Below are 22112 nucleotides of genomic sequence, written 5' to 3'. Positions count from 1 at the left end.
TTGCGCACCGCTGCTTCCCAGCTTCGAAGGTTAGGATAGAAAAATGGCACGTGAACCGCAGCGCCTTCGTCGGCGCGAACGCAAGAACATCACCGCCGGCGTCGCCCATGTGAACGCCAGCTTCAACAATACCATGATCACCATCACCGATGCCCAGGGCAATGCGATCAGCTGGTCGTCCGCCGGGATGATGGGGTTCAAGGGATCGCGCAAGTCGACCCCGTACGCGGCGCAGGTTGCCGCCGAGGATGCGGGCCGCAAGGCCGCCGAGCACGGCGTCCGCACGCTCGAAGTAGAGGTCAAGGGTCCGGGTTCGGGTCGTGAGTCGGCGCTTCGTGCGCTGCAGGCGGTCGGCTTCCAGATCACTTCGATCCGCGATGTGACATCGATCCCGCACAACGGCGTGCGTCCGTCGAAGCGTCGCCGCGTCTGAATTCGTCTGGCCGGCGCGCGGTTGATCGCGCTGCGCCGGCATTCGCCCACGGCCGCAGGGTTTAGCCCAAGCCCCCGGCCCAACAGAGGGAAGCCCCCGTGTCTGTCAATGCAAAGAACTGGCAGGAATTGAAGAAGCCCAACGCGCTCGAGAAGAAGGGCGGCGATGGGAAGAGCAAGGCGACCTTCGTTGCCGAGCCGCTCGAGCGCGGCTTTGGTCTCACCCTTGGCAACGCGCTGCGTCGCGTGTTGCTGTCGAGCCTTCAGGGTGCGGCGGTCACCTCGATCAAGATCGAGAACGTGCTGCACGAGTTCAGCTCGCTGGCGGGGGTCCGTGAGGACGTGACCGACATCGTGCTCAACGTGAAGCAGATCGCGCTGAAGATGCAGGGCGAAGGCCCGCGTCGCCTCCAGCTCGCGGCCACCGGCCCGGCCGAGGTCAAGGCCGGCGATATCGCCGTGTCGGGTGACATCGAAGTGATGAACCCCGACTTGGTGATCTGTCACCTCGACGAGGGCGCGACGCTCAACATGGAGCTGACCGCCGATGTCGGTAAGGGTTATGTCGCCGCTGTCGCCAACCGTCCGGCCGATGCGCCGATCGGCCTGATCCCGGTCGACGCGCTCTACTCGCCGGTGCGCCAGGTGTCGTACAAGGTCGAGAACACCCGCGTCGGGCAGGAACTCGATTACGACAAGCTGACGCTGACGGTCGAGACCGACGGCACGGTGACCCCGGAGGACGCGCTCGCTTACGCCGCGCGCATCCTGCAGGACCAGCTGGCGCTGTTCGTTCACTTCGACGATTCGGCGATCACCCGCTCGGCGCCGATCGGCGTTGCCGCGGCGCCGTCGGACACCGGCGTTTCGGGCGACACCCAGCAGATCAACCGTTACCTGCTCAAGAAGGTCGACGAGCTCGAACTGTCGGTGCGTTCGGCCAACTGTCTCAAGAACGACAACATCATCTATATCGGCGATCTGGTCGGCAAGACCGAAGCCGAGATGCTGCGCACCCCGAATTTCGGCCGCAAGTCGCTCAACGAGATCAAGGAAGTGCTGTCGAGCATGGGTCTCCGTCTCGGGATGGAAATCCCCGGCTGGCCGCCCGAGAACATCGAAGAGATGGCCAAGAAGCTCGAGCAGGAGATTATGGGCTGATTTTCCACCGGCACAGCGACAGCTGCGCCGGAGAGAAAACCAGCCCGGCCGGCGGGGCTGAAAGCTCCGTCCGACGACGCGGGATTTACTCCCGCGTCGGGCCGGCAACAAAGAGATCCCGGCGTTCGCCGGGGTGACGGGTAAATCGGTGGGCTCATCCGTCCCCACCTGGCCCGGGGTACCTCAAACGGCCCCCTGACGAACGAGAAGGAAATACCATGCGTCATAAGGTTGGCGGTCGTAAGCTTCAGCGTACTTCCGCGCATCGCCTCGCTTTGTTCCGCAACATGGCGGCCGCGCTCATCAAGCACGAGCAGATCACCACCACCACGGCCAAGGCGAAGGAACTTCGCCCGTACGTCGAGAAGCTGGTGACGCTGGCCAAGAAGGGCGGCCTGTCGAACCGTCGTCTGGCGCACGCGCGCCTGCTCGACGACGCGCAGTTGGTGAAGCTGTTCGACGTGATCGGCCCGCGCTACGCCTCGCGCGCCGGCGGCTATACCCGCGTCATCAAGGCTGGTGTTCGCGCTTCGGACGCCTCGCCGATGGCGATCATCGAATTTGTCGATCGTGACGTGTCGGCCAAGGGCCAGGATTCGGGCCCGGTCATGACCGACGAGGATTTCGACGTCGCCGCCTGAGCCGCAGCGTTCAACCGATACGAAGAAGGCCTCGCGAAAGCGGGGCCTTTTTTTCTTTGGAGCGACTGCGGGCGAGGATGAAGAAAGGGCCGCGGTCCCGAGTGGGGAGCGCGGCCCTCTTTTCGCGGCGGGGCGCGGAGCTGAATTCCGCGCCATCTCGTGGGTTAGCTGTTGCTAACCCACGTGGGGCGTCAGCGGCACCTATACTCGCTGTTCGACTGGTCGACCTTCTTGCCCAGGATCGCGCCGAGCGCACCGCCGATCAGCGTGCCGGCAACCCGGTTGCGGCCGCCATCGATGACGTTGCCGACGATGCCGCCGGCGGCGCCGCCGATGATCAGGCCGGTCGTGCCGTCGGAGCGCTTGCAATAATAGCGGCCGTCCGACCCACGATAGACCTGGTCATTGGAGCTGAGCGTGCGCTCCTGATATCGCGGGTCGTCGCGATAATAACGCGAGGCGTCATAGTCGGTCGCATATTGACCGTCATTGGGGCCGTTGTAGCGGTCGTTATAGCCGCCGTTGTTGTAGCCGTAGCGGCGGTCGCGTCGCTGCGCGGCTTCGTAATCTGCGCGGGCCCGGTCGTAGATTGCCGTTTCATTGTCATAGCGGCGCTGCGCGGCTTCCCAGCGGCGCTGCTCCGACACGGTCTGCGCCGACGCGGGCAGTGTGGGCAGCGCGACGGCCGAGAGCACGATCGCAGCGAGCGGGAGGGAGCGGAACATTTCTTTTTCTCCTTGTTACGGGCGGCACAACGCGTCGCGGCCGTTATGGGTCCGAAACGGCGCCATTTCCAGCCATTGAAAGCGGTGCGCCGCCTGATAGACAAGATGACCCATGCTAGCTTGCGGAGCCCTGAATGCGCCATATCGTGCCGCTCATCCTGATCGCGCTTGCCGCACCTGCTCTTGCCCAGACGAGTACCCAGAAAACCACCATGTCTTCGATCACTTATCCCGCGACCGATCGCGGCGACACCATCGACGAACAATTCGGCGTCAAGGTCGCCGACCCCTATCGCTGGCTGGAAGACGACGTCCGCACCGATCCCAAGGTCGCTGCCTGGGTCGAGGCTGAGAACAAGGTCACCGATGCCTATCTGGCGACGCTCCCCGGTCGCGACGTTTTCAAGGACAGACTCAAGAAACTTATCGACTATGAGCGGTTCGGGCAGCCCGAGCGCAAGGGCGGGCGCTATTTCTACCTCCACAATTCCGGCCTGCAGAACCAGGCGGTGCTGTTCGTCCGCGACGGCGTCGACGGGCAGGGCAGGGTGCTGATCGACCCCAATGGCTGGTCGAAGGATGGCGCCACCGCGCTCGGCGAATGGGCGCCGAGCGAGGACGGCAAGAAGCTGGTCTATGCGATCCAGGACGGCGGCACCGATTGGCGCACGGTCAAGGTGCTCGACGTCGACACCGGCAAGGTGCTCGACGACGATGTCGAATGGGTCAAATTCTCCGGCCTGTCCTGGGCGAAGGATGGCTCGGGTTTCTATTATTCGCGCTTTCCTGCGCCGCCCGAGGGCAAGAAGTTCCAGTCGACCAACGAGAATCAGGCGGTCTATTTCCACAAGCTCGGCACGCCGCAATCGGCCGACGCGCTGGTCTATGCGACTCCCGATCATCCGAAATGGGGCCATGGCGCGAGCGTCACCGACGACGGCAAGTGGTTGGTCATCTACACGACCGAGGGCACCGACAATCGCAACGACGTGACGGTCATCGATCTGACCGCGCCCAATCCGACGCCGCGGAAATTGTTCACCGGCATGGCCAATATGTGGGGTCTGATCGGCAATCAGGGCGGCAATTTCTACTGGCTGACCAACAAGGATGCGCCGCGCAACAAGGTGGTGATGACCAACCTCTATGCGCGCTCGGCCGTGCCGCCGGAGGTCGAGATCGTCCCGCAGGACAAGGCCGTACTCGACACCGCCAGTCTCATCGGCGGCAAGCTGATCGGCGAATATATGGTCGACGTGAAGAGCGAGGTTCGTCGCTTCACGCTCGAAGGCAAGCCGGACGGCAAGGTGACGCTGCCGGGGATCGGCGCCGCGGGCGGGTTTGGCGGCGAGGCCGACAATCCCGAGACCTTCTTCACCTTCACGAGCTACACCACGCCGACGACGATCTATCGCTATGACGTCGCGACCGGCAAGGCGAGCGTCTGGGCCCAGCCCAAGGTGGCGTTCGACCCGGCGGGCTATGAAGTCAGCCAGGTCTTCTATCCGTCCAAGGACAAGACGACGGTGCCGATGTTCATCGTGCGCAAGAAGGGCGTCACCGGGCCGGCGCCGACTCTTCTCTATGCCTATGGCGGGTTCAACATCTCGATGACGCCGGCCTTCTCGGCGGCGCGCGTCGCCTGGCTCGAGCAGGGTGGGGTGCTCGCCGTCGCCAATATTCGCGGCGGCGGCGAATATGGCAAAGCCTGGCACGACGCCGGGCGGCTCGCCAACAAGCAGAACGTATTCGACGATTTCATCGCCGCGGGCGAATATCTCAAGGCCAAGGGCTATACGGGGAAGAATCAGCTCGCGATACAGGGTGGATCGAACGGCGGCCTGTTGATCGGCGCCGTGGTCAACCAGCGGCCGGATCTGTTCGCGGCCGCTTTGCCGCAGGTCGGGGTGATGGACATGCTGCGCTTCGACCGCTTCACCGCCGGGCGCTATTGGGTCGACGATTACGGCTATCCGTCGAAGGAAGCCGATTTCAAGACGCTCTACGCCTATTCGCCCTATCACAACATTCGCGTGGGCAAGCCCTATCCGGCGATACTCGCGGCGACAGCCGATACCGACGATCGCGTCGTTCCCGGGCACACGTTCAAATATACCGCGATGCTTCAGTCGATGGATCTGGGTCCGAAGCCGCGCCTGGTCAGGATCGAAACCCGCGCCGGGCACGGATCGGGCAAGCCGACCGACAAGATCATCGACGAGACCGCGACGGACTGGGCGTTCATCGCCAGATGGACTGGCCTCGATGTGAAGCCGGTCGACTAAACCAAGATCACGGTCCGGCGTATTGTATCTTGCGCCGGACCGTTTTTCAAAGATAGGGTATGGTCATGAACGACCAGACCCCGCTCAAGAAGCCGATCGACAAAAAGGCGCTGCTCGCCAAATATCTCGCCGAGCGCGACAAGCGGCTGCGCGAGGACGGCAACGCCCAATATCTCAATCTCGAGGGCAATCTGGCGCATTATGCCGCCGATCCGCACACGCCCTTCATCGAACGCGATCCGGTCACCGATCACGTGACCTTCGCCTTTGTCGGCGGTGGCTTTGCCGGTCTCGTGACCGGCGCGCGGCTGGCCGAAGCGGGGATCAGCGACTTCCGGATCATCGAAAAGGGCGGCGACTTCGGCGGCACCTGGTATTGGAACCGCTATCCCGGCGCGCAATGCGACACGGCCTCGATGATCTACATCCCGCTGCTCGAGGAAACCGGGCACATGCCGACCGAAAAGTACGCGCATGGCCCCGAAATCCTCGAGCAATGCCAGCGGATCGGCCGCCAATATCACCTCTACGACAAGGCGCTGTTCCACACCCAGATCCGCGAGATCGCCTGGGACGGTGAGCAGTCGCTCTGGGTGATCACCACCGACCGCGACGACCGCTTCACCGCCAAATATGTCGGCATCGGCACCGGCCCGCTCCACGTCGCCAAACTGCCCGGCATTCCCGGCCTCACCAGCTTCAAGGGCAAGTCGTTCCACACCAGCCGGTGGGACTATGACTATACCGGCGGCGACGCCAGGGGCGCGCTGATGACCGGTTTGGCTGACAAGCGCGTTGCGATTATCGGCACCGGCGCGACCTCGGTCCAGGCGGTCCCGCATCTCGCCCGGGCGTGCAAGGAACTTTACGTCGTTCAGCGCACGCCGTCCTCGGTCGACGTACGTAACAATGTCCCGATCGACCCCGACTGGTTCGCAAGCATCGCCACGCCGGGCTGGCAACGCCGCTGGCTGGAGAACTTCACTGCCAACCAGACGCCGGGCAATATGATCGAGGAGGATTGGGTCCAGGACGGCTGGACCGATTTGTCACGCCGGATCAAGGCCCGCGTGGCGACCCTGCCGCCCGACAAGCGCAGCCTCGCCGACATCCTGTCGGTATGGGAGGATTCCGACTTCGAAAAGATGGAGGAGATCCGCGACCGCGTCGATGCGATCGTCGAGGACAAGGAAACGGCCGCGAAGCTCAAGGCCTGGTACCGTCAGCTCTGCAAGCGACCCTGCTTCCACGACGCCTATCTCCAGGCGTTCAACACCCCGGGCACACACCTGATCGATACCGACGGGCAGGGGGTCGAGCGGATCGACGAGACCGGCTTTGTCGTCGCCGGTAAGCATTACGAGGTAGATTGCATCATCTACGCCTCCGGCTTCCACGTCGGCACCAATTTGCAGAGCTTGCTCGGCTTCGACGTGATCGGCCGCGATGGCGTGAAACTGACCGACAGCTGGGCGCAGGGGATGCGCTCGAAGCACGGCATCCACGTTCATGATTATCCCAACATGTTCGTGGTCACGCCGACCCAGGGCGCGAACCTGATCTCCAACGTCCCGCACAATCTGACCGAGGCCGCGCGGGCGATCGCCGCGGTCGTTCGCCACGCGGAAGAGATCGGCGCCAAGGAGGTCGAAGTGACGCAGGAGGCGCAGGACGCCTGGGTCGATCTGCTGCTCACCGGGCCGGGAGCGTCGTTACGCAACGCGCCCGACTGCACGCCCGGTTATTACAACAATGAAGGCAAGGATCCCGGACCGGCAGCGGCCCTGGCGGTAGGGTATCCGCTCGGCGCTTTCGCTTACTTCCGGTATCTCGACGACTGGACGCGGTCGGGCAAGTTCGAGGGCCTGACCTTCACCTGAGCGACTGCCCTCGAATCTTTCCCCTCCCGCTTGCGGGAGGGGTTAGGGGAGGGCATGTCGAAAAAGCGGCAGCCACTCATACCGATCTAAAAATAACAGGCCCTCCCCGACCCCTCCCGCCTGCGGGAGGGGAGCAGCGGGCAATATCGCGAAAATACCGCTACCCGGCCTCCAGTGGAGGCCGGGCGCGCCCCGCTGGAATCAGCGCGAGGACATCTGGGGGAAACGTACCAGCGCGGCGCGCGCGACATTGCGCGACCAGATCGCATCGCCGGTCTTGGTTTCCATCATCTCGTTGTCGAGCGTCAGCGCATGGCGATAGGCCGCAGCGGCGTCCGCAGGGCGGTCGGCGCGAACATAGGCTTGGGCGAGCTCGATATAGGCGCCGCCATCCTTGGGCGCCACGCGGGTAAGCGCTTCGGCCGACCGGACGTCGGCGTCGCGCGCCGTGATCCGTGCCGTGGTCGTGCCGTCATCGGAGGCCGCCGCTGCCGGAACTGCCGCCAGCGGCGACGCGACAAGCAACGAGAAAAGCACCGTCTTGATCATATCTGCATCCTTCCAAAGTCACCGCTTGATCGCGATGTTACAGAATCATGACATATTTGCGTATGTTTTGTGAAACAAAAAATTCGCGGCTCGTCGCATGGGCGGAAAACGGCCAATTCGCGCGGGCGAACTGGCATTCCAGGGGATCACTCGCTATCGGGTGCCATGAACCAGCACAGCGACTCGATCCTCATCGTTGATTTCGGCAGCCAGGTGACGCAGCTCATCGCGCGCCGCGTGCGAGAGGCGGGGGTCTATTCGGAAATCGCCCCTTTCCAGTCCGCCGCGGACGCCTTCACAAGGATGAAGCCTCGCGGGATCATCCTCTCGGGTAGCCCGGCGAGCGTGCTTGATGAGGGGAGTCCGCGTGTCCCTCAGTCGATCCTAGACAGCGGCCTTCCGATCATGGGGATCTGCTACGGCCAACAGGTGCTGATGCATCAGCTGGGCGGCACCGTGGAGCTGGGCGACAGCGGCGAATTCGGTCGCGCCTTTATCGACATCGACGACGGTTGCGAGTTGTTCGACGGCCTGTGGACCGAAGGCGAGACGCACCAGGTGTGGATGAGCCATGGCGACAAGGTCACCGCGCTCGCCCCCGGCTTCCGTCCGGTCGCGGCCAGCGCCGGCGCGCCGTTCGCGGTGATCGCCGACGACACCCGCCGTTATTATGCGATGCAATTCCACCCGGAGGTCGTCCACACCCCCGACGGCGCGAAACTGATCGCCAATTTCGCCCGTCATGTCTGCGGTCTGACCGGCGACTGGACGATGGCCGAATTCCGCGCCGCCAAGATCGCCGAGATCCGCGCGCAGGTCGGTGACAAGCGCGTCATCTGCGGCCTGTCGGGCGGCGTCGACAGCGCGGTGGCGGCGGTGCTGATCCACGAGGCGATCGGGCCCCAACTGACCTGCGTATTCGTCGACCATGGCCTGATGCGCTCGGGCGAGGCCGATCAGGTCGTCAGCCTGTTCCGTGGCCATTACAACATCCCGCTCGTCCACGTGAACGCCGAGACCCTGTTCATGAGCGGACTGGCCGGCGTCACCGACCCCGAGGCGAAGCGCAAGTTCATCGGCAAGACGTTCATCGATGTCTTTGAGGACGAAGCGAAAAAGATCGGCGGCGCCGACTTCCTCGCGCAGGGTACGCTGTATCCCGACGTGATCGAGAGCGTGTCGTTCACCGGCGGCCCGTCGGTGACGATCAAGAGCCATCACAATGTCGGCGGCCTGCCCGAGCGGATGAACATGAAGCTGGTCGAGCCGCTGCGCGAATTGTTCAAGGACGAGGTTCGCGCGCTGGGCCGCGAGCTCGGGCTGCCCGACATCTTCGTCGGCCGCCATCCGTTCCCCGGACCCGGTCTCGCCATCCGTATCCCGGGGGAGGTGACCAAGGAACGCTGCGATATCCTGCGCAAGGCCGACGCGATCTATCTCGAGGAAATCCGCAATGCCGGGCTCTACGACGCGATCTGGCAAGCGTTCGCAGTGCTGCTCCCGGTGCGTTCGGTCGGCGTGATGGGCGACGGGCGTACCTATGACAATGTGCTGGCGTTGCGCGCGGTGACATCGGTGGATGGCATGACGGCGGACGCCTATCATTTCTCGGGCGAGTTCCTGTCGCGGGTCGCGACCCGCATCATCAACGAAGTCCGCGGAATCAACCGCGTCACCTATGACTACACTTCCAAGCCGCCTGGGACGATCGAGTGGGAGTGACTTTGGCCCCTCCGGCACTTGTTAGAACTATGTCAGATCACGCTTAAGCTACTGAAAAAGTGTCTTATTGGTGCTGTGGTTCTGCGGCGGCCGGTGGGCACCGTTCGCGTTGACGGCCCGCGGAACGGTACCCCCTGCTCCTGTCTCTTCAGATGGCCATCCGCGGGATGATCTGCTCAACACTCACCTCTCGTCGGTGAAAACGAGAGACGACTAAGCGCCTTAACCTCGGACCTCGCCGATCGTACCGAACCTGCGAAGGCGGACGTTCATTCATCTGCGCAGGTCGGGTCGATCGAAGTGTTGCGGGAGCCGAGACGTCCCCTTCCAGAACCGATCAGGAACTCCGGAGATTTTGCCGCAGGGTGAGCGACCCGTTTGGGTTGAGCGCCTGCCGACACGCCCAGCGCACAGGATGGCGTACGCCCTTGACCTCCAGTTCAGCGAACAATTGCAATCCGGTCCAGTCTTTGTCGCCGGTCCAGCTTAGCATTGCCTGTCTAATGCCGGCAGGTTTTGGAAAGCCGGGGTCCAGACAACCGCTGGCGAGCGTGGCCCCACGTTCGTCTTTGAGCGTCAATCGCAGTACGCCCGGAACGCCCGCGACGCCGTCATTGGCCAGCCCGACAATCATGCCGCGACTGCCGTCGCGCTCGAAGGGCCAGATGAAAGCCGGATAAACGCGATAGCCGATCCGCCGCGCGGCGTGGTCGATCACTTCCGGATATTTGTCGTAATAGCTGAGCACATGCGCGGCGGATTCGTTGTGCCAGTTCCAGATCGACCAATAGTTCGCACCCACCGCGAGCACGTGTGCGGCGACCTGCTCGTTATAGGTGACGCCGTCGACGATGCCGAGCTGATCCGCATCTCCGGTGGTCATCGGCACTTCGCTGATTGCCGCTGCCCAGGCGGGACGGTTGCTCAGCGCCTCGATCTGCGTGGTCTCGATGAAGATCGTGTCGCTGCGGATCCAATTGCCGCTGCGCACCGTGCGGTCGAGCATCGCGGCATTGCCGACGTTGTTGAAATCGGGCTGCGTGTTGGTGACGAGCGGGGTCCTGGTCCAACAGGTAAGCTGCGCCTCGAGCATCTTGAGCCAAGTCTGTTCGGCGACCAGGTTGCTCGGGAAGTAATTGCCTTCGAACGGCCAGGTGTGTCCCTCACCCCAGAAGCCGTACATCATCGTGTCCATATATTCGATATCGGCGCTGCCATTGTATCGGTCGGCGAGCAGGGCGTTGAGCTCGCCGAACGCGGCCTGATAAGCCGGGTGATCGTAGCGGGGCATCGCGTGCTTCTTGCGATAGCGGACCTGAGCGGTATCGCCCTTCCAGCTGCCCTTGAGCGGTACGTAGGGCACCTTTTCCATCAGGAAGTCGGGCATGCCGGGCGCGGCGAAATCGGGGTTTTCCAGCATGATGCGGAAACCGACGCGTTTGCCATATTGCCGGGCGAGGTCGAAGGTGATCCGCCACCAATCGGGCAGGTCGAGCCTGCCGGAGCGCGTCTGCACCTCGCGCCAGTTCGGGCGGATATAGATCTTCTGCGTGAAGGGCAGTTTGACGATGTCCTCGATCGACCGTTCGAGCGACTGGCCGGGCAGGCGGGGAGGGCCGGTGTCGCCCGAGACATAGGCGGTCAGGCCCATGCCGTAATTGGGTACGATATCGCGCGAAGGCGACGTCGCCATGCCGACCTCGCCGCCCGGAGCATTGGCGTCGGCGCCGTAATTGGTGAACGGCCCCTGGTTGAGGCGGTCGGAAACCGCCGGTCCGCCGCCCCAATCGTAACCTTCCCACAGATGCTCCAGATAGTCCGCGCCAAGGGCACGTGGTGCGAGGCCTGCCGCAGCCAATCCGACGGCGCCGGCCTTGAAGAAATCGCGGCGCTTGAGGTCAGGCATCGGCAATCTCCTGTGCGACGCGCGCCGCTGAGCGGACGCACGATTCGATTCCGCTGCTCAACGCGTCGGCATAGGTGTCGGCAAAATAGAGCCAGCCGTCAGGCTTCATGATCTCGGGCCAGAAGCGCATGATCGATCCCTCTTGCCCGATGGCTACTCAGGCCGGAGCCACACCGACCTGGTGCGCGGCATAGAGCGCCGCGCCGTAAGCGGGCGAGTGCAGCGGCGCGACGAACCGGTACGGACCGACTTGCCGCAGCCGTGCCTCCAGCCGGGCCCGGATCGACGCATCGTTGGCGAGCACGCCTCCCGACCAGGACAAGGGTACGTCTTCGTCCGGGCCGAACCCAAGTTCCGCGCGCAGTGCTTCGGCGATGGCCGCGAGTTCCTCGGCGGCAAGGTCTTGGATCCGGATCGCGGCGGGATCGCCCGCCGCCGCAGCTTCGGCGACAATTGGTGCCAGGCCGGCAATCTCGTCTCGCTCCAGGCCTTGCTCGCCCATTATCCTGGCACAGATGTCGAGATCGTTCTCGAGGCCGAGCCGCCGTCGGAACGCGTCATGAAGCGGCCCCTTGGGCAAGCGGCCGTCGCTCATTCGGGTGAAGGCGTTGAGCCCCTGGATCGCGATCCAATAGGCCGAGCCTTCGTCGCCGAACACTTCGCCCCAGCCGCCGCACCGCGCCACGCGGCCTTGCCGTTCGCCATAGCCGATCGACCCGGTGCCAGCGACGAGGTTGATGCCGTCGGCGCAGGCGAGCGATCCCGCCCAGCCGCAGACCATGTCGTTGCCGCAGCGATAGCGGTCATGGCCGAGCAGACGGCGGCAATGCTGGTCGAGCAGCGGGTCGATCGCCTTGTCCTCGCCATAGGCGGGCAGGCCGAAGAAGGTGAAGGCCAGCCCGGCGGGCTCGATGCCGATCTGCGCGCAGATGCCGGCGATCCCGGACTCGAGCGCCCGCACCGCGCCGTCGAGCCCGACCTGGAGATGATAGGTCGTCCCCTCGATCTGCCGCGCCACAACGTTGCCGGCGCCGTCGATGCAGACGAACTCGGTCTTGGTGCCGCCGCCGTCGACGCCGAGGAAATAGCGGGTCGTGGTCATGCGCCCACGCTGTGGATGCGCACGCCCTTGACGACGCGACTGACCGTCCCGGCCTTGTTCGGCGTGTCGGGGGTCAGGCCGCGACCGAGCGAGGCGTGGAGCGCGAACAGCTGCGCGGGCACGATATAGGGGAACAGCAGGTCGCTGTCGGCTGCCGTTTCGAGCCCGTGCACTCTCAACGTCTCACCCGCGATGTCCTGGGCGGACACCGCCAGCACGGCGCCCGCGACCTTGTCCGCGCGCAGTTCGGCGATCAGGTCGAGGTCATAGGCGCGGGTCAGGGGATCGTTTGAAAGGAACGCCACCACCAGGGTGCGGTCGTTGACGATCGTCTTCGGGCCGTGACGGAAGCCGAGCGTCGAGTCATGCATCGTCACCAGTCCGCCGTCGGTGAGCTCGAGCAGTTTCAGCGCCGCTTCGCGCGCCAGTCCCTGGAACGGACCGCTACCGAGATAGACGACGCGCTCGAACCCGCGCGTGGCGAGCGCCGCCATCGCGGTTTCGGTGTCGGCCAGGACCGCCTCGACAGCCTGCGCTATCCGCTCGTTGCGGTCGCCGAGCGCGGCGATGCCCGAGAAGATCGCCAGCGCGGTATAGGTCATCGCCGAGAAGCTGGAGGTCATGGCGAAACCACGATCGTGGGTCGCTTCCGGCAATACCACGACATAGCCGTCGTCGCCCCGCCGTTTGGCCAATGCGCCGTCGGCGTTGCAGGTGATGATCAGGTGGTGGACGTCGGCAACGCGCGCATCGGCGAGATCGATCGCGGCGATACTTTCCGGGCTGTTGCCCGAGCGGCCGAACGACACCAACAGGGTCGGCGTCCGCGCTTCGAGATAGAGGTCGGGCGTGCTGACCATGTCGGTGGTGGGCACCGCATCGACCCGGCGCCGGGTCGCCTGCGCCAGCGTCGCCGCCAGGCATTCGCCGATGAACGCCGAGGTGCCGGCCCCGGCCAGCACGATGCGTAGGTCGGGTTTCGCGAGCAGGGGCGCGATGAACGCGTCGATCGCGCCCTGCTCGTCAACGAGCAACGCCTGGGTCGCTCGCAACGTGGTCGCCTGCTGGAAGATTTCGCGGCGCGTCCAGGGCTCGGCGCCGTCGGCCGCCGCTTTCGGGGCAGCGTTGAGGTCAGACATTGGGATTGCAGGCTCCATGATAGGCGTCGAGCGTCGCGTCGATATGGGCGGCGACCAGGTCGACGGGGTCGAGCGTGGTGCGGCCGGCGCGGTGCGCGGCAAAGGCGATGGGGAGGTATTGGCTGACCAGCGGCAGCGGCGGCACGGTCTCGCGCAGATTGGCAAACAATTTGTCCTGCGCGGCGGTGATCGCACTGTCGGGCCAGTAATAGCGGATGCGGTCGCTGAAGCTGTAGTTAAGCTGGAAATCGAGCGCCGCACCGCTGGCGTGATAATATTTGGACCAATTGCCTGGCTCGGCATGCATCCGTTCGATCGCGACGTCGCGCAGATTGGCGCGTCGCTCGGGCGCCACCATCTCGCGTTCGATCGCGTCGAGCGCCCACAAAGCCTCGCGCAAGGCAAAGGTCACGCCGGGGCCGACCTTCAAGATGGCAAAGTGATCGCGTACCAGAGCGGCGAGCGCGGACGGGGTCTGGTAATCGGTCGAATGCGCTTCGAACACGATGTGTTCGACCGGCTCGATCGCCTCGCTCAGCGCGGTCGCCTTTGCCGGGACGTAGTCGACGACCTTGTCGTGATCGAACTCGACGCCGGGCTGGACGACGGTCGCGATGACGCGGTCCCAGGCGCTCGACAAGCCGAGCTCGGCGAACAGGTCGCGGTGCATCGCGATCGTCGCCAGCGCCGCGTCGGGCGTGGTGACGGCGAGTTCCTCGAGATCTTCGGCAGCGCCGCCGGGCACGGGAACCTCGGTACCGATGATGTAGCTCGGCGCATCGTCGGGATCGCCCGAATAGGCAGCCTCGGCCGTCGCGCACAGCCGTGCGGCGCGCTCGGCGATGGTGCGTTCGGGCAGCGGCACCGGATCGTCGGCGCAGCTCATCGAGCAGTCGAGATGGATCTTGCCGAACCCGGCGGCGACATAGTCGCGCACCATGATCTCGGCCTTGGCCATCGCTTCTTCGGCGGGGAGCCGGGTCCAGGCGTTGGGGCCGAGATGATCGCCGCCCAGCGCCAGCCGCGCCCGCGGATAGCCGACCCGGTCGGCGATGGCCGAGACGAACGCGCGATAATCGACCGGCGTCATGCCGGTATAGCCGCCGTCCTGGTTCACCTGATTGGATGTCGCCTCGATCAGCGCGATCGGCGCGTCGTGCGCCAGCGCGTGGCGCAGCGTCGCTTCGATCACCAGCGGATGGGCCGAGCATACCGAGGTGATGCCCACGCGTTTGCCCGCTTTGTGCTCAGCGACGAGGGCGCGAATTGCCTTCATGATTGCTCCTCGAATGGACAATCCGCGTACACTGAAAGAAAATGAAACACAAGGAAATGATGTATAATGAAATTAAATCGCTGCCGGCTCGGCGGCCGCGTCGGTCGTTTCGCCGGCGGTATCGGGCTCGACCGCGAGCAGCACCGAGGCGGCGAGCGCAAGCGCGAGGCCGACGATCTTTAGCGTATCGGGCATCACGCCGAGCGCGATCAGCGAGATGATCGCGGTGGCGAGCGGCGCGCCGGCGTTGGACAGCGGCGCGACGATGATCGCCTTGCCGTAGCGAAAGGCGAAGACGAGGGTGAGCGCGCCGATCGCGTTCAGCACCTGGATCCCGGCAGCGAGCGCCGGGCCGTCCCAGCCCCAGTTCACCGGATGCGAGCGGTCGGTCAGGAACCAGGCCACCGGCACCAGCAACAGCCCGGCGATCATCATGTAGAAGAAGATGCCCTCAGCCGACATGTGGTTGTTGGCCGACTTCATGAAATAGGCCTGCACGCCCCAGCACAGCATGACGATCAGGGCGAGGACGAACCAGGTCGACCCGGTGGTCGTGCTGCCGTCGGCCGGGGCGTAGTTGAAGATCGGCAGCGCGATCAGCGCCAGCGCGATGCCGAGCAATCCAAGTTTGCCGGTGCGCTCGCGCAGCAAGGCGTAGGACATCACGATCGTGACCAGCGGCGAGAGCGAGATGATCGGGAAGATCAGATAGGCGGGGCCGCGCGTCACTGCGTAGAACAGCACCATCTGTCCGCCGGCGCCGAGCAGGCCGACCGCCATGCCATAAGTGATCGCCCGCGGACTCGTCTCGAGCTTGCCGCCACTCATGCGCAGCGCGATGAACGCCGGCGGGATCATCGTCAGTGCCCAGACGCAATAGACCAATGTGTCGGGAAAGCCGTGCTTGGACGATTGATCCGAAAAGGCGCCCCAGATGCCCCACAGGACGACGGTAACCAGCGCATGGAACAGCCAGGCGCGGCCGGCTGGCGCGGGGGCGGGGGTGGCGGTCATGCGGCATCTCCTGCGGGCGTTGCCTCGATGACGAGGAAGCGCTCGAAACTGGCGTTGATTGTGTTGCTGGCGGCGCTGGCGGTGCCGAGCGGCGCGCCGGTGAAGCTGTCGGTCAGCCGGTAGGAGCCCTTGCCGAGTCCGCGCAATTCGATCGGTCCGGTCCAGGTCTTGGCATAGAAAGCATAATGCAGCTTGCCGTCGGCGGCGACGACATGGGCTTCGGGCTTGTCGAAGCCGATGTCGTAGAGCTCGCCGAGAAAATGCCCCTTCGACAGCATATTCTGCCGATAGAGCGCGATCCACTTGCGCCACAGCCGTTCCTTGTCAGGGGTCAGCACGAAGCCGCCCGGCGGCAGTTTGTCGATCGGCTTGTCGGTGTCCTTGGGCCAGGTGAACTTGGTCGAGGGGATGGCGCCGATGCCATAAGTCGATGCGAAATCGTCGCCGCCGTCGCTCAACTCGACATGGTCGCCGCTATAGGGTGCGGACGGGCCCATGATCGCCTTGAAGGTCTTGCCCTTCAGGCGTACCTGCCATGACGATTCGGGGTCGGACGCCGGCGTGTTGTTCATCGCGGGAATGTTGAAGAAGGCGAACGAATCGCCGCACGGGCAGATTTCGACATTGGCGTTCGGATTGATCCCGATCACCGTGTCGTAGATCGCCTTCCAGAAATCCTGGAGCTTCTCGACCGATTCCTCGGGCCGCTTGTGGTTGTGCGCGGGGTTGTAGCAAGGCGCGACGCCGTTGAGGTCCTGGCCGTCGATCTTGAGGCCTTCGAACCCCCACTCGCCGACGATCCGGCGCATGACGGTTTTGAAATAGTCGACCGTCGGCGGATAGGCGGGGCACAAGGTATAGCTGTTCCACCAGCTCACATTCTGCGCAGCGCCGCTGGCATCGAGCAGCAGCATGTCGCGATGGTCGCGCATCAGGTCGCTGGCCGGGGTCGCCGACAAGGGCGAGATCCACAATTTGGGCCGCATGCCATAGGTCTTGATGCGGTCGGCCATCGCCTTCATGTCGGCATCGCCGCCGGGGAACCGGCTGGTGTCGGCGACCCAGTCGCCAATCGCCTTTTGCCAGCCATCGTCGAGCACTGCCCATTCGCACCCGACCGACTTCGCTTTGTCGAGCGTGCCATAGACCTGGTCGGGCGTGACGTTGCGTTCGTAACCCCAGGCGCACCAGATCGGCGCATAGCTCGATTCGGGGATCGCAGGGGCGGCGAGCCCGCGCTCGGCCATGATCCGGCGATAGGCATCGAGCGGCGCGAAATGGTCGCCGCGATGCGCCATGATGAAAGTCTCGGGCAGGGTTACGGCCTGGCCCGGCGCGAGCAGGATCGGCTGGTCGCCCTCGATCGCGATCCGCGTGCCGCCCGGCTGCGATGCGACCGGCAGCGCGATCAGCCTGGGGACAGTCTCGACATGGCCAACCGCCAGCCCGCCGTCCGGGCGCCATACCGCCGCGACCGGCGTCCCGCCGCCGTAATCGGAGCCGTTCATGCCCATGTAATTGCGCTGCTGGAAATCGTGGCGGACGCGTTGCACCCAGTCGCGGCGATCGGGATGCGAGGCGCCCGAAAAGGTCCAGGCGCCCTCGGGGTGCGCGAGCAGCTGATGCGCCGCCGACCACCAGGCCGCGATCACCAAAGGCGTCTTGCCGAGGTTGCGATATTGCACCGTCATCAGTGCCGCTCCGGGCAGCGAGGGGTGGAATACCAGGTCGATGCGCTTTTCGAGCCGCCCGTCGGCTACACCGCGCAGGGTGTGGCGCTTGCCGCCGCCGCGCACGTCGATGGGCGCAGCTCCGCTATTGCCGAGCAGCACGAATCGGTCGAGCACCGACCCGTCGGCCAGGCGCACACCTTCCCCGCTGTCGAACGCGGTCAGCGGCCGTCCTTCACGCGACAGCCGCGATCGAAGCGCGCCGTCGAACTCGATCGTCAGGATGCCGTCGGAGGCGGTTGCCGCCGCGCCGGTGAAGGCCAGCGCGGGGACCGATGGGATCAACCCCGCCATGACTGCCGTCGTGCCGCACAGCAGGCCGGTCAGCGTGGATCTGCGTGTCAGTGTGGCGCCTGCCATTGGTCCCTCGCCGCTTGCGATGCCCGGTTTGCGATGGGCATGTTGGTGAGTGAGCTTGCACAGGGATTCGCCGAGAAGCAAACGAAAACGAGCCCGGGTCACTCGTTTTGTTTCGTTTTAATTTCCGCTGCTGCGCGGCCTTAACTGCGTCTCGGGCCTATATGATTATCATATAAGTATCTGTTATATATGAATAATAATTCAGAGACCGCTGTTGCAAAGAAGTCGCGATCGCGCGCTCTTTCAGAGTGGCGTTGCCATAATATGACAAAAAAGGGTTGCGTTGCGCAAAAACCAACCACAGAATGAAACATACTGAAATTTACGGCTGATTGAGGGGAAAATCATGGCCTCACGTCTTCTTCTGCGTACCGGTGCCAGCATCTTCGTCGTGGCGCTGGCGTCGCTCCCCGTGGCGGCGATGGCTCAAACCCAGCCCGAACCGGCGCCGCAGGCTCAGTCGTCGGACACTCTGTCCGACACCGCCGCGGCCGATAAGGCGGCAAACGATATCGTCGTCACCGGCATCCGCGGCAGCCTCGACAAGTCGGTCGAGATCAAGCGCAGCGCCACCGTCGTGCTCGATTCGGTCAACGCGACCGAACTGGGCCGTTTCCCCGACAGCGACGTGGCGGACTCGCTGCAGCATATCACCGGCATAACGATCAACCGCACGACGGGTGGCGAGGGCCAGTATGTCAGCGTCCGCGGCCTCGGCTCGCAATATAATATCACGACGCTCAACGACCGTATCCTGGCGACCGACGATGACGGCCGCGACTTCGCGTTCGACATCCTCCCCTCGGACGTGATTTCGGGCGCCGACGTCCTCAAGTCGCCGCAGGCTAGCGCCACCGAGGGCAGCATCGGCGGCACCGTCAACCTGCGGTCGGCACGGCCGTTCGATCACACCGGCTTCCACATCGCCGCGCGCGCCGAAGGCAATTTCAACCAGATGTCGCGCTACGGCGGCTACAAGGTCTCCGGCTTCATCAGCGACACCAACAGTTCGGGCACCTTCGGCGCGTTGCTCGGCGTGGTGTGGTCGGACCAGAAGTTCCGCACCGACGCGCTGAATTACTCATCCTGGGATGCGAGCAGCCCGGGCGTCTGGCCGGTCGGGCCGACGGTCGATTCGCCGCCGCCTGCCAATGCGCAACCGGTGGTCGGCTTGTGCTGCATCCAGTTCGGTTCGGTAGTCGACCGCAAGAAGAGATTCGCGCTGACCGGCACGGTGGAATGGCGCCCGGCGGACAATCTGCACGTCACGCTCGACGGCATGTACACCAAGCTCAACGACCCGCAGGTCGCGTACAACCAATCCTATTTCCCGGGCTTCACCTACGACCAGAATGGCCTGCCCGAATGGTCGAACGTGACGGTTCAGAACGGTTTCATCACCAAGTTCACGACCAACAATTTCACGCCCGAACTCGTCAACCAGACGATCCACCGCGTCGTCGACACCTATCTGGTCGGCGCCAATGTCCAGTGGGATGCCTCGTCGAGACTGTCGTTCCGCGCCGACGCCTATCGCTCGCAGGCGAACCGGCCGGAAGGCGGGACTGACACTTTCCTGACCGCGGGGCTCGTCTCACCGACCCCCTACAATCAGAACACGCTGACCTTCTCGGCCAACCCGAACGCGATGCCCAACATCAGCGTCACGCTGCCGGACGGATCGGACTATGCGACCGCGCTCGCCTCGGGCAAGCTCGACAATCAGAATCTGTGGAGCACCCACTATGACGGGCTGTCCGGTTTCTCGATCAAGGATACGGTGACCGGCGCCAAGCTGGACGGCACCTATACGTTCGACAACAGCATTCTGAAGAGCATCAGCTTTGGCGCCGCTTATCTCAAACGGTCCAAATCGCGGCGCGACATCAGCAACGACTGGACCAACGGTTCCAGCCAATACAGCTCGCTCTACAATACGATGCCCGGCCAGCCAGGACCGATCACTTTCGCGACGATGGGCCAGAACGTCATCTCGACCTTCAACTTCCCCAATTTCTTCTCTGGCGCGGGCGGCAGCTTTCCGACCACGATGCTGGCGATCAACGCGCAGAACCTGCTCGCCGGTCTTAAGTCGCTCGACGGAACGCCGAATTACACGTCGGGAGAGGGCGTCTATCATTTTGCCGACAGCTTGCCGCAATTCAACGCGGTGAACTCCTACGTCGTCAGCGAGCGCACCTTGTCCGGCTATGTCGAGGCCTCGTTCGGCGGACGCCGCTGGAACGGCAATATCGGCCTGCGCCTGGTCAATACGCAGACGACCGCCTCGACCGCGATCAACAAGATCATATCGGTCACCGTCGCCGATACTGCGAATCCGACCGCCTCTGCGGTAGTCGTATATTCGGACGCGACCCCGATCTCGGCGCATGGCAGCTACACGCTGCCGCTGCCGTCGATGAACTTCAATTATGGCTTCACCGACAATCTCCACCTGCGTCTGGCGGTCGCCGAGACGATCGCGCGGCCGAATCTCAATCAGTTCGCGCCGACCCAGACCGACAACAGCAGCAACCAGGATTATGTCGTCAGCTATAGCGGCAACGTGAACCTGAAGCCGATCAAATCGTGGCAGGCCGACGCGTCGCTGGAATGGTATTACCATAAGAACGACATGGTTTCGGTCGCGTTGTTCGGCAAAAAACTGCGCAACGACATTACCTCGGTCGAGGTCAACAATGTCGATATCGGTGCGGTCGGCTGTTTCAACGGCAAGCCCTGCGCGCCGCTGCTGTACAGCGTGGTTCAGCCGATCAACGGCGACAATGCGAAGATTTATGGTGTCGAGTTCAGCTGGCAGCACATGCTGAAGAACGGCTTCGGCATCCGCGCGCAATTCACGCACACCTGGAGCCAGACGACGATCAACGGCCAAAACGCCGGGCAGGAGGCGGGCGTCTCGCCGACGACCTGGTCGATCAATCCGTTCTACGAAAAGGGGCCCGTATCGCTCAGCGTGTCATGGGACCATTCGAGCTCGTTCGTTTATGCGAACTTCACCGAAGTCGATGGCATGCCCGCGATCGCCAGCGCCTATGACTGGGTGACCGCGACCGCTTCGTTCAACGTCACCAAGCGGATCAAATTGTATGTCGAGGGACGCAATCTGACCAACTCGATCGTCCGCACCTATCTCAACGGCGATCGCAACATCGTATGGGCGTCTGGCGCGGTCGGGACCGGGAGCAGCGTCGGCGCGGGCTACACATCCTATGGCCGCACGTTCACGGCAGGGGTTCGCTTCGGGTTCTGATCGATCTCCGGGCCGGGCCGGCGGATCGGTCCGGCCCCTTGGCGCGGAGACATGCGCGGCCGTGCTAGGCCGGCTATCAGGCGATACGGATATCGCAGCCGAGCTTGCTTGCCTGCTCCAGGCTTTCCTCGGGCGCGCCGTCATCGGTGATCAGCACGTTCACTTCCTCGATACCCATGATCCGGTGGAGGCAGGTGCGGCCGAACTTGCTGCTGTCGGTCACCGCGACGACTTCGCGCGCGACGTGCGCCATCTTGCGATTGAGCGCGGCCTCGGCCTCGAAATGCGTGGTGATGCCACGCTGCAGATCGATGCCGTCGACGCCGAGGAACAGGCGGTCGACCTGCAGGCTATCGAGCGCGGCCTCGGTCTGTCCGCCGTAAAAGGCCATGTTCTTGCGGCGCAACCGCCCGCCGAGCAGGACAATTTCGATATTCTTCTTGTGAACCAGCTGGCTCAGGATATCCGCGTCGTTGGTCAGGACGACGATGTCGGCATCGTCGGGCAGGAAGCGCGCGATCTGCGCTGTGGTCGTTCCCGAATCGAGAATGATCGCCTCGCCCGGTTTCACCATCGAGGCGGCGAGGCGGCCGATCCTCTCCTTTTCGGCTATGTGCAGGACGCGCTTGGTGTCGACCGGATCTTCGTCCGCCACGCCGATCACGCCCGCCGCGACGGCGCCGCCATAGCAGCGAACCGACACGCCGCGCGCCTCGAGGAACGCCAGGTCCTTACGGATCGTCTGGGTGGAAACCTGGAACTGCTCGGACAGGGAATGCACCTGGACGCTGCCTTGGTCCTGCAGCATCCCGATGATTTCCTGACGTCGCCGACTTGTATCCCGCATCATGCCTCCTGCGCGATTTCTAGCGGCAAAGCGTGGATGTCTCCATGCGTTTTCTTGCGGTGATGGGGC

General features: G+C 64.0%; 17 protein-coding genes. 7 read left to right on the top strand and 10 right to left on the bottom strand.

The genetic code is table 11. The annotated features are described in order from the left end of the window. Positions 1-43: 43 nt before the first annotated feature. The 3 genes from rpsK (at position 44) to rplQ (ending at position 2234) form a co-directional block, all read left to right on the top strand. Positions 44-433: a 30S ribosomal protein S11 gene (rpsK, locus tag SPR01S_RS01600; RefSeq protein WP_066583941.1), complete on the top strand. Its 390-nt coding sequence runs from the start codon at positions 44-46 to the stop codon at positions 431-433. A gap of 98 nt (positions 434-531) precedes the next feature. Then, complete coding sequence (locus SPR01S_RS01595; protein WP_066583937.1) at positions 532-1593, top strand: DNA-directed RNA polymerase subunit alpha; 1062 nt, start codon at positions 532-534, stop codon at positions 1591-1593. A gap of 218 nt (positions 1594-1811) precedes the next feature. Next, on the top strand, positions 1812-2234 hold the full coding sequence (gene rplQ, locus SPR01S_RS01590; protein WP_066583935.1) for a 50S ribosomal protein L17: 423 nt from the start codon (positions 1812-1814) through the stop codon (positions 2232-2234). Between the two features lie 191 nt (positions 2235-2425). On the opposite strand, the gene SPR01S_RS01585 is transcribed toward rplQ, so the two are convergent. Continuing rightward, positions 2426-2959 (bottom strand): glycine zipper 2TM domain-containing protein, encoded by a 534-nt coding sequence (locus SPR01S_RS01585; RefSeq protein ID WP_066583934.1) that lies wholly within the window; start codon positions 2957-2959, stop codon positions 2426-2428. A 134-nt stretch (positions 2960-3093) separates the two neighbouring features. On the opposite strand from SPR01S_RS01585, the gene SPR01S_RS01580 reads away from it, so the two are divergent. Together SPR01S_RS01580 and SPR01S_RS01575 are read left to right on the top strand one after the other, a co-directional pair. Next, positions 3094-5244: a prolyl oligopeptidase family serine peptidase gene (locus SPR01S_RS01580; RefSeq protein WP_066583931.1), complete on the top strand. Its 2151-nt coding sequence runs from the start codon at positions 3094-3096 to the stop codon at positions 5242-5244. A 65-nt stretch (positions 5245-5309) separates the two neighbouring features. Continuing rightward, positions 5310-7124, top strand: coding sequence for a flavin-containing monooxygenase (locus tag SPR01S_RS01575; protein WP_218016685.1), 1815 nt, complete (start codon positions 5310-5312; stop codon positions 7122-7124). 201 nt (positions 7125-7325) lie between these two features. Here the strand turns inward: SPR01S_RS01575 and SPR01S_RS01570 are convergent, their stop codons facing one another. After that, positions 7326-7673: a hypothetical protein gene (locus SPR01S_RS01570; RefSeq protein WP_245661829.1), complete on the bottom strand. Its 348-nt coding sequence runs from the start codon at positions 7671-7673 to the stop codon at positions 7326-7328. 165 nt (positions 7674-7838) lie between these two features. On the opposite strand from SPR01S_RS01570, the gene guaA reads away from it, so the two are divergent. Continuing rightward, complete coding sequence (gene guaA / locus SPR01S_RS01565) at positions 7839-9395, top strand: glutamine-hydrolyzing GMP synthase (protein ID WP_066583928.1); 1557 nt, start codon at positions 7839-7841, stop codon at positions 9393-9395. 337 nt (positions 9396-9732) lie between these two features. Here the strand turns inward: guaA and SPR01S_RS01560 are convergent, their stop codons facing one another. From SPR01S_RS01560 to SPR01S_RS01535, 7 genes are all read right to left on the bottom strand, one after another. After that, the gene (locus SPR01S_RS01560) at positions 9733-11301 is read right to left on the bottom strand and encodes a hypothetical protein (RefSeq protein ID WP_218016684.1); all 1569 of its coding nucleotides are present in this window, start codon (positions 11299-11301) and stop codon (positions 9733-9735) included. Beyond that, the gene (locus SPR01S_RS21400) at positions 11294-11431 is read right to left on the bottom strand and encodes a hypothetical protein (protein ID WP_157081845.1); all 138 of its coding nucleotides are present in this window, start codon (positions 11429-11431) and stop codon (positions 11294-11296) included. The genes SPR01S_RS01560 and SPR01S_RS21400 overlap by 8 nt, the downstream gene beginning before the upstream one ends. Before the next feature lie 27 nt (positions 11432-11458). After that, on the bottom strand, positions 11459-12403 hold the full coding sequence (locus tag SPR01S_RS01555; RefSeq protein ID WP_066583925.1) for an N-acetylglucosamine kinase: 945 nt from the start codon (positions 12401-12403) through the stop codon (positions 11459-11461). Next, entirely contained in the window at positions 12400-13542 is a 1143-nt protein-coding gene (locus SPR01S_RS01550; RefSeq protein ID WP_066583923.1) for an SIS domain-containing protein, read from the bottom strand. The genes SPR01S_RS01555 and SPR01S_RS01550 overlap by 4 nt, the downstream gene beginning before the upstream one ends. Continuing rightward, on the bottom strand, positions 13535-14818 hold the full coding sequence (locus tag SPR01S_RS01545; RefSeq protein WP_066583921.1) for a D-tagatose-bisphosphate aldolase, class II, non-catalytic subunit: 1284 nt from the start codon (positions 14816-14818) through the stop codon (positions 13535-13537). Before SPR01S_RS01545 ends, SPR01S_RS01550 begins: the two co-directional genes overlap by 8 nt. A 72-nt stretch (positions 14819-14890) precedes the next feature. After that, entirely contained in the window at positions 14891-15832 is a 942-nt protein-coding gene (locus tag SPR01S_RS01540; protein ID WP_066583918.1) for a DMT family transporter, read from the bottom strand. After that, positions 15829-17922, bottom strand: coding sequence for a glycoside hydrolase family 36 protein (locus tag SPR01S_RS01535; RefSeq protein WP_066583916.1), 2094 nt, complete (start codon positions 17920-17922; stop codon positions 15829-15831). The genes SPR01S_RS01540 and SPR01S_RS01535 overlap by 4 nt, the downstream gene beginning before the upstream one ends. A 346-nt stretch (positions 17923-18268) precedes the next feature. Here SPR01S_RS01535 and SPR01S_RS01530 point away from each other — a divergent pair, with 346 nt between their 5' ends. Next, the gene (locus SPR01S_RS01530) at positions 18269-21196 is read left to right on the top strand and encodes a TonB-dependent receptor (protein ID WP_066583905.1); all 2928 of its coding nucleotides are present in this window, start codon (positions 18269-18271) and stop codon (positions 21194-21196) included. 76 nt (positions 21197-21272) lie between these two features. On the opposite strand, the gene agaR is transcribed toward SPR01S_RS01530, so the two are convergent. Then, positions 21273-22043 (bottom strand): transcriptional repressor AgaR, encoded by a 771-nt coding sequence (gene agaR / locus SPR01S_RS01525; protein WP_066584093.1) that lies wholly within the window; start codon positions 22041-22043, stop codon positions 21273-21275. Positions 22044-22112 lie beyond the last annotated feature (69 nt).

The sequence above is a fragment of the Sphingomonas pruni NBRC 15498 genome, from assembly GCF_001598455.1.
Lineage (GTDB): Bacteria > Pseudomonadota > Alphaproteobacteria > Sphingomonadales > Sphingomonadaceae > Sphingomonas > Sphingomonas pruni.
Note: the sequence above shows the minus strand (reverse complement) of the source record. Positions and strands in the feature narration are given on the sequence as shown.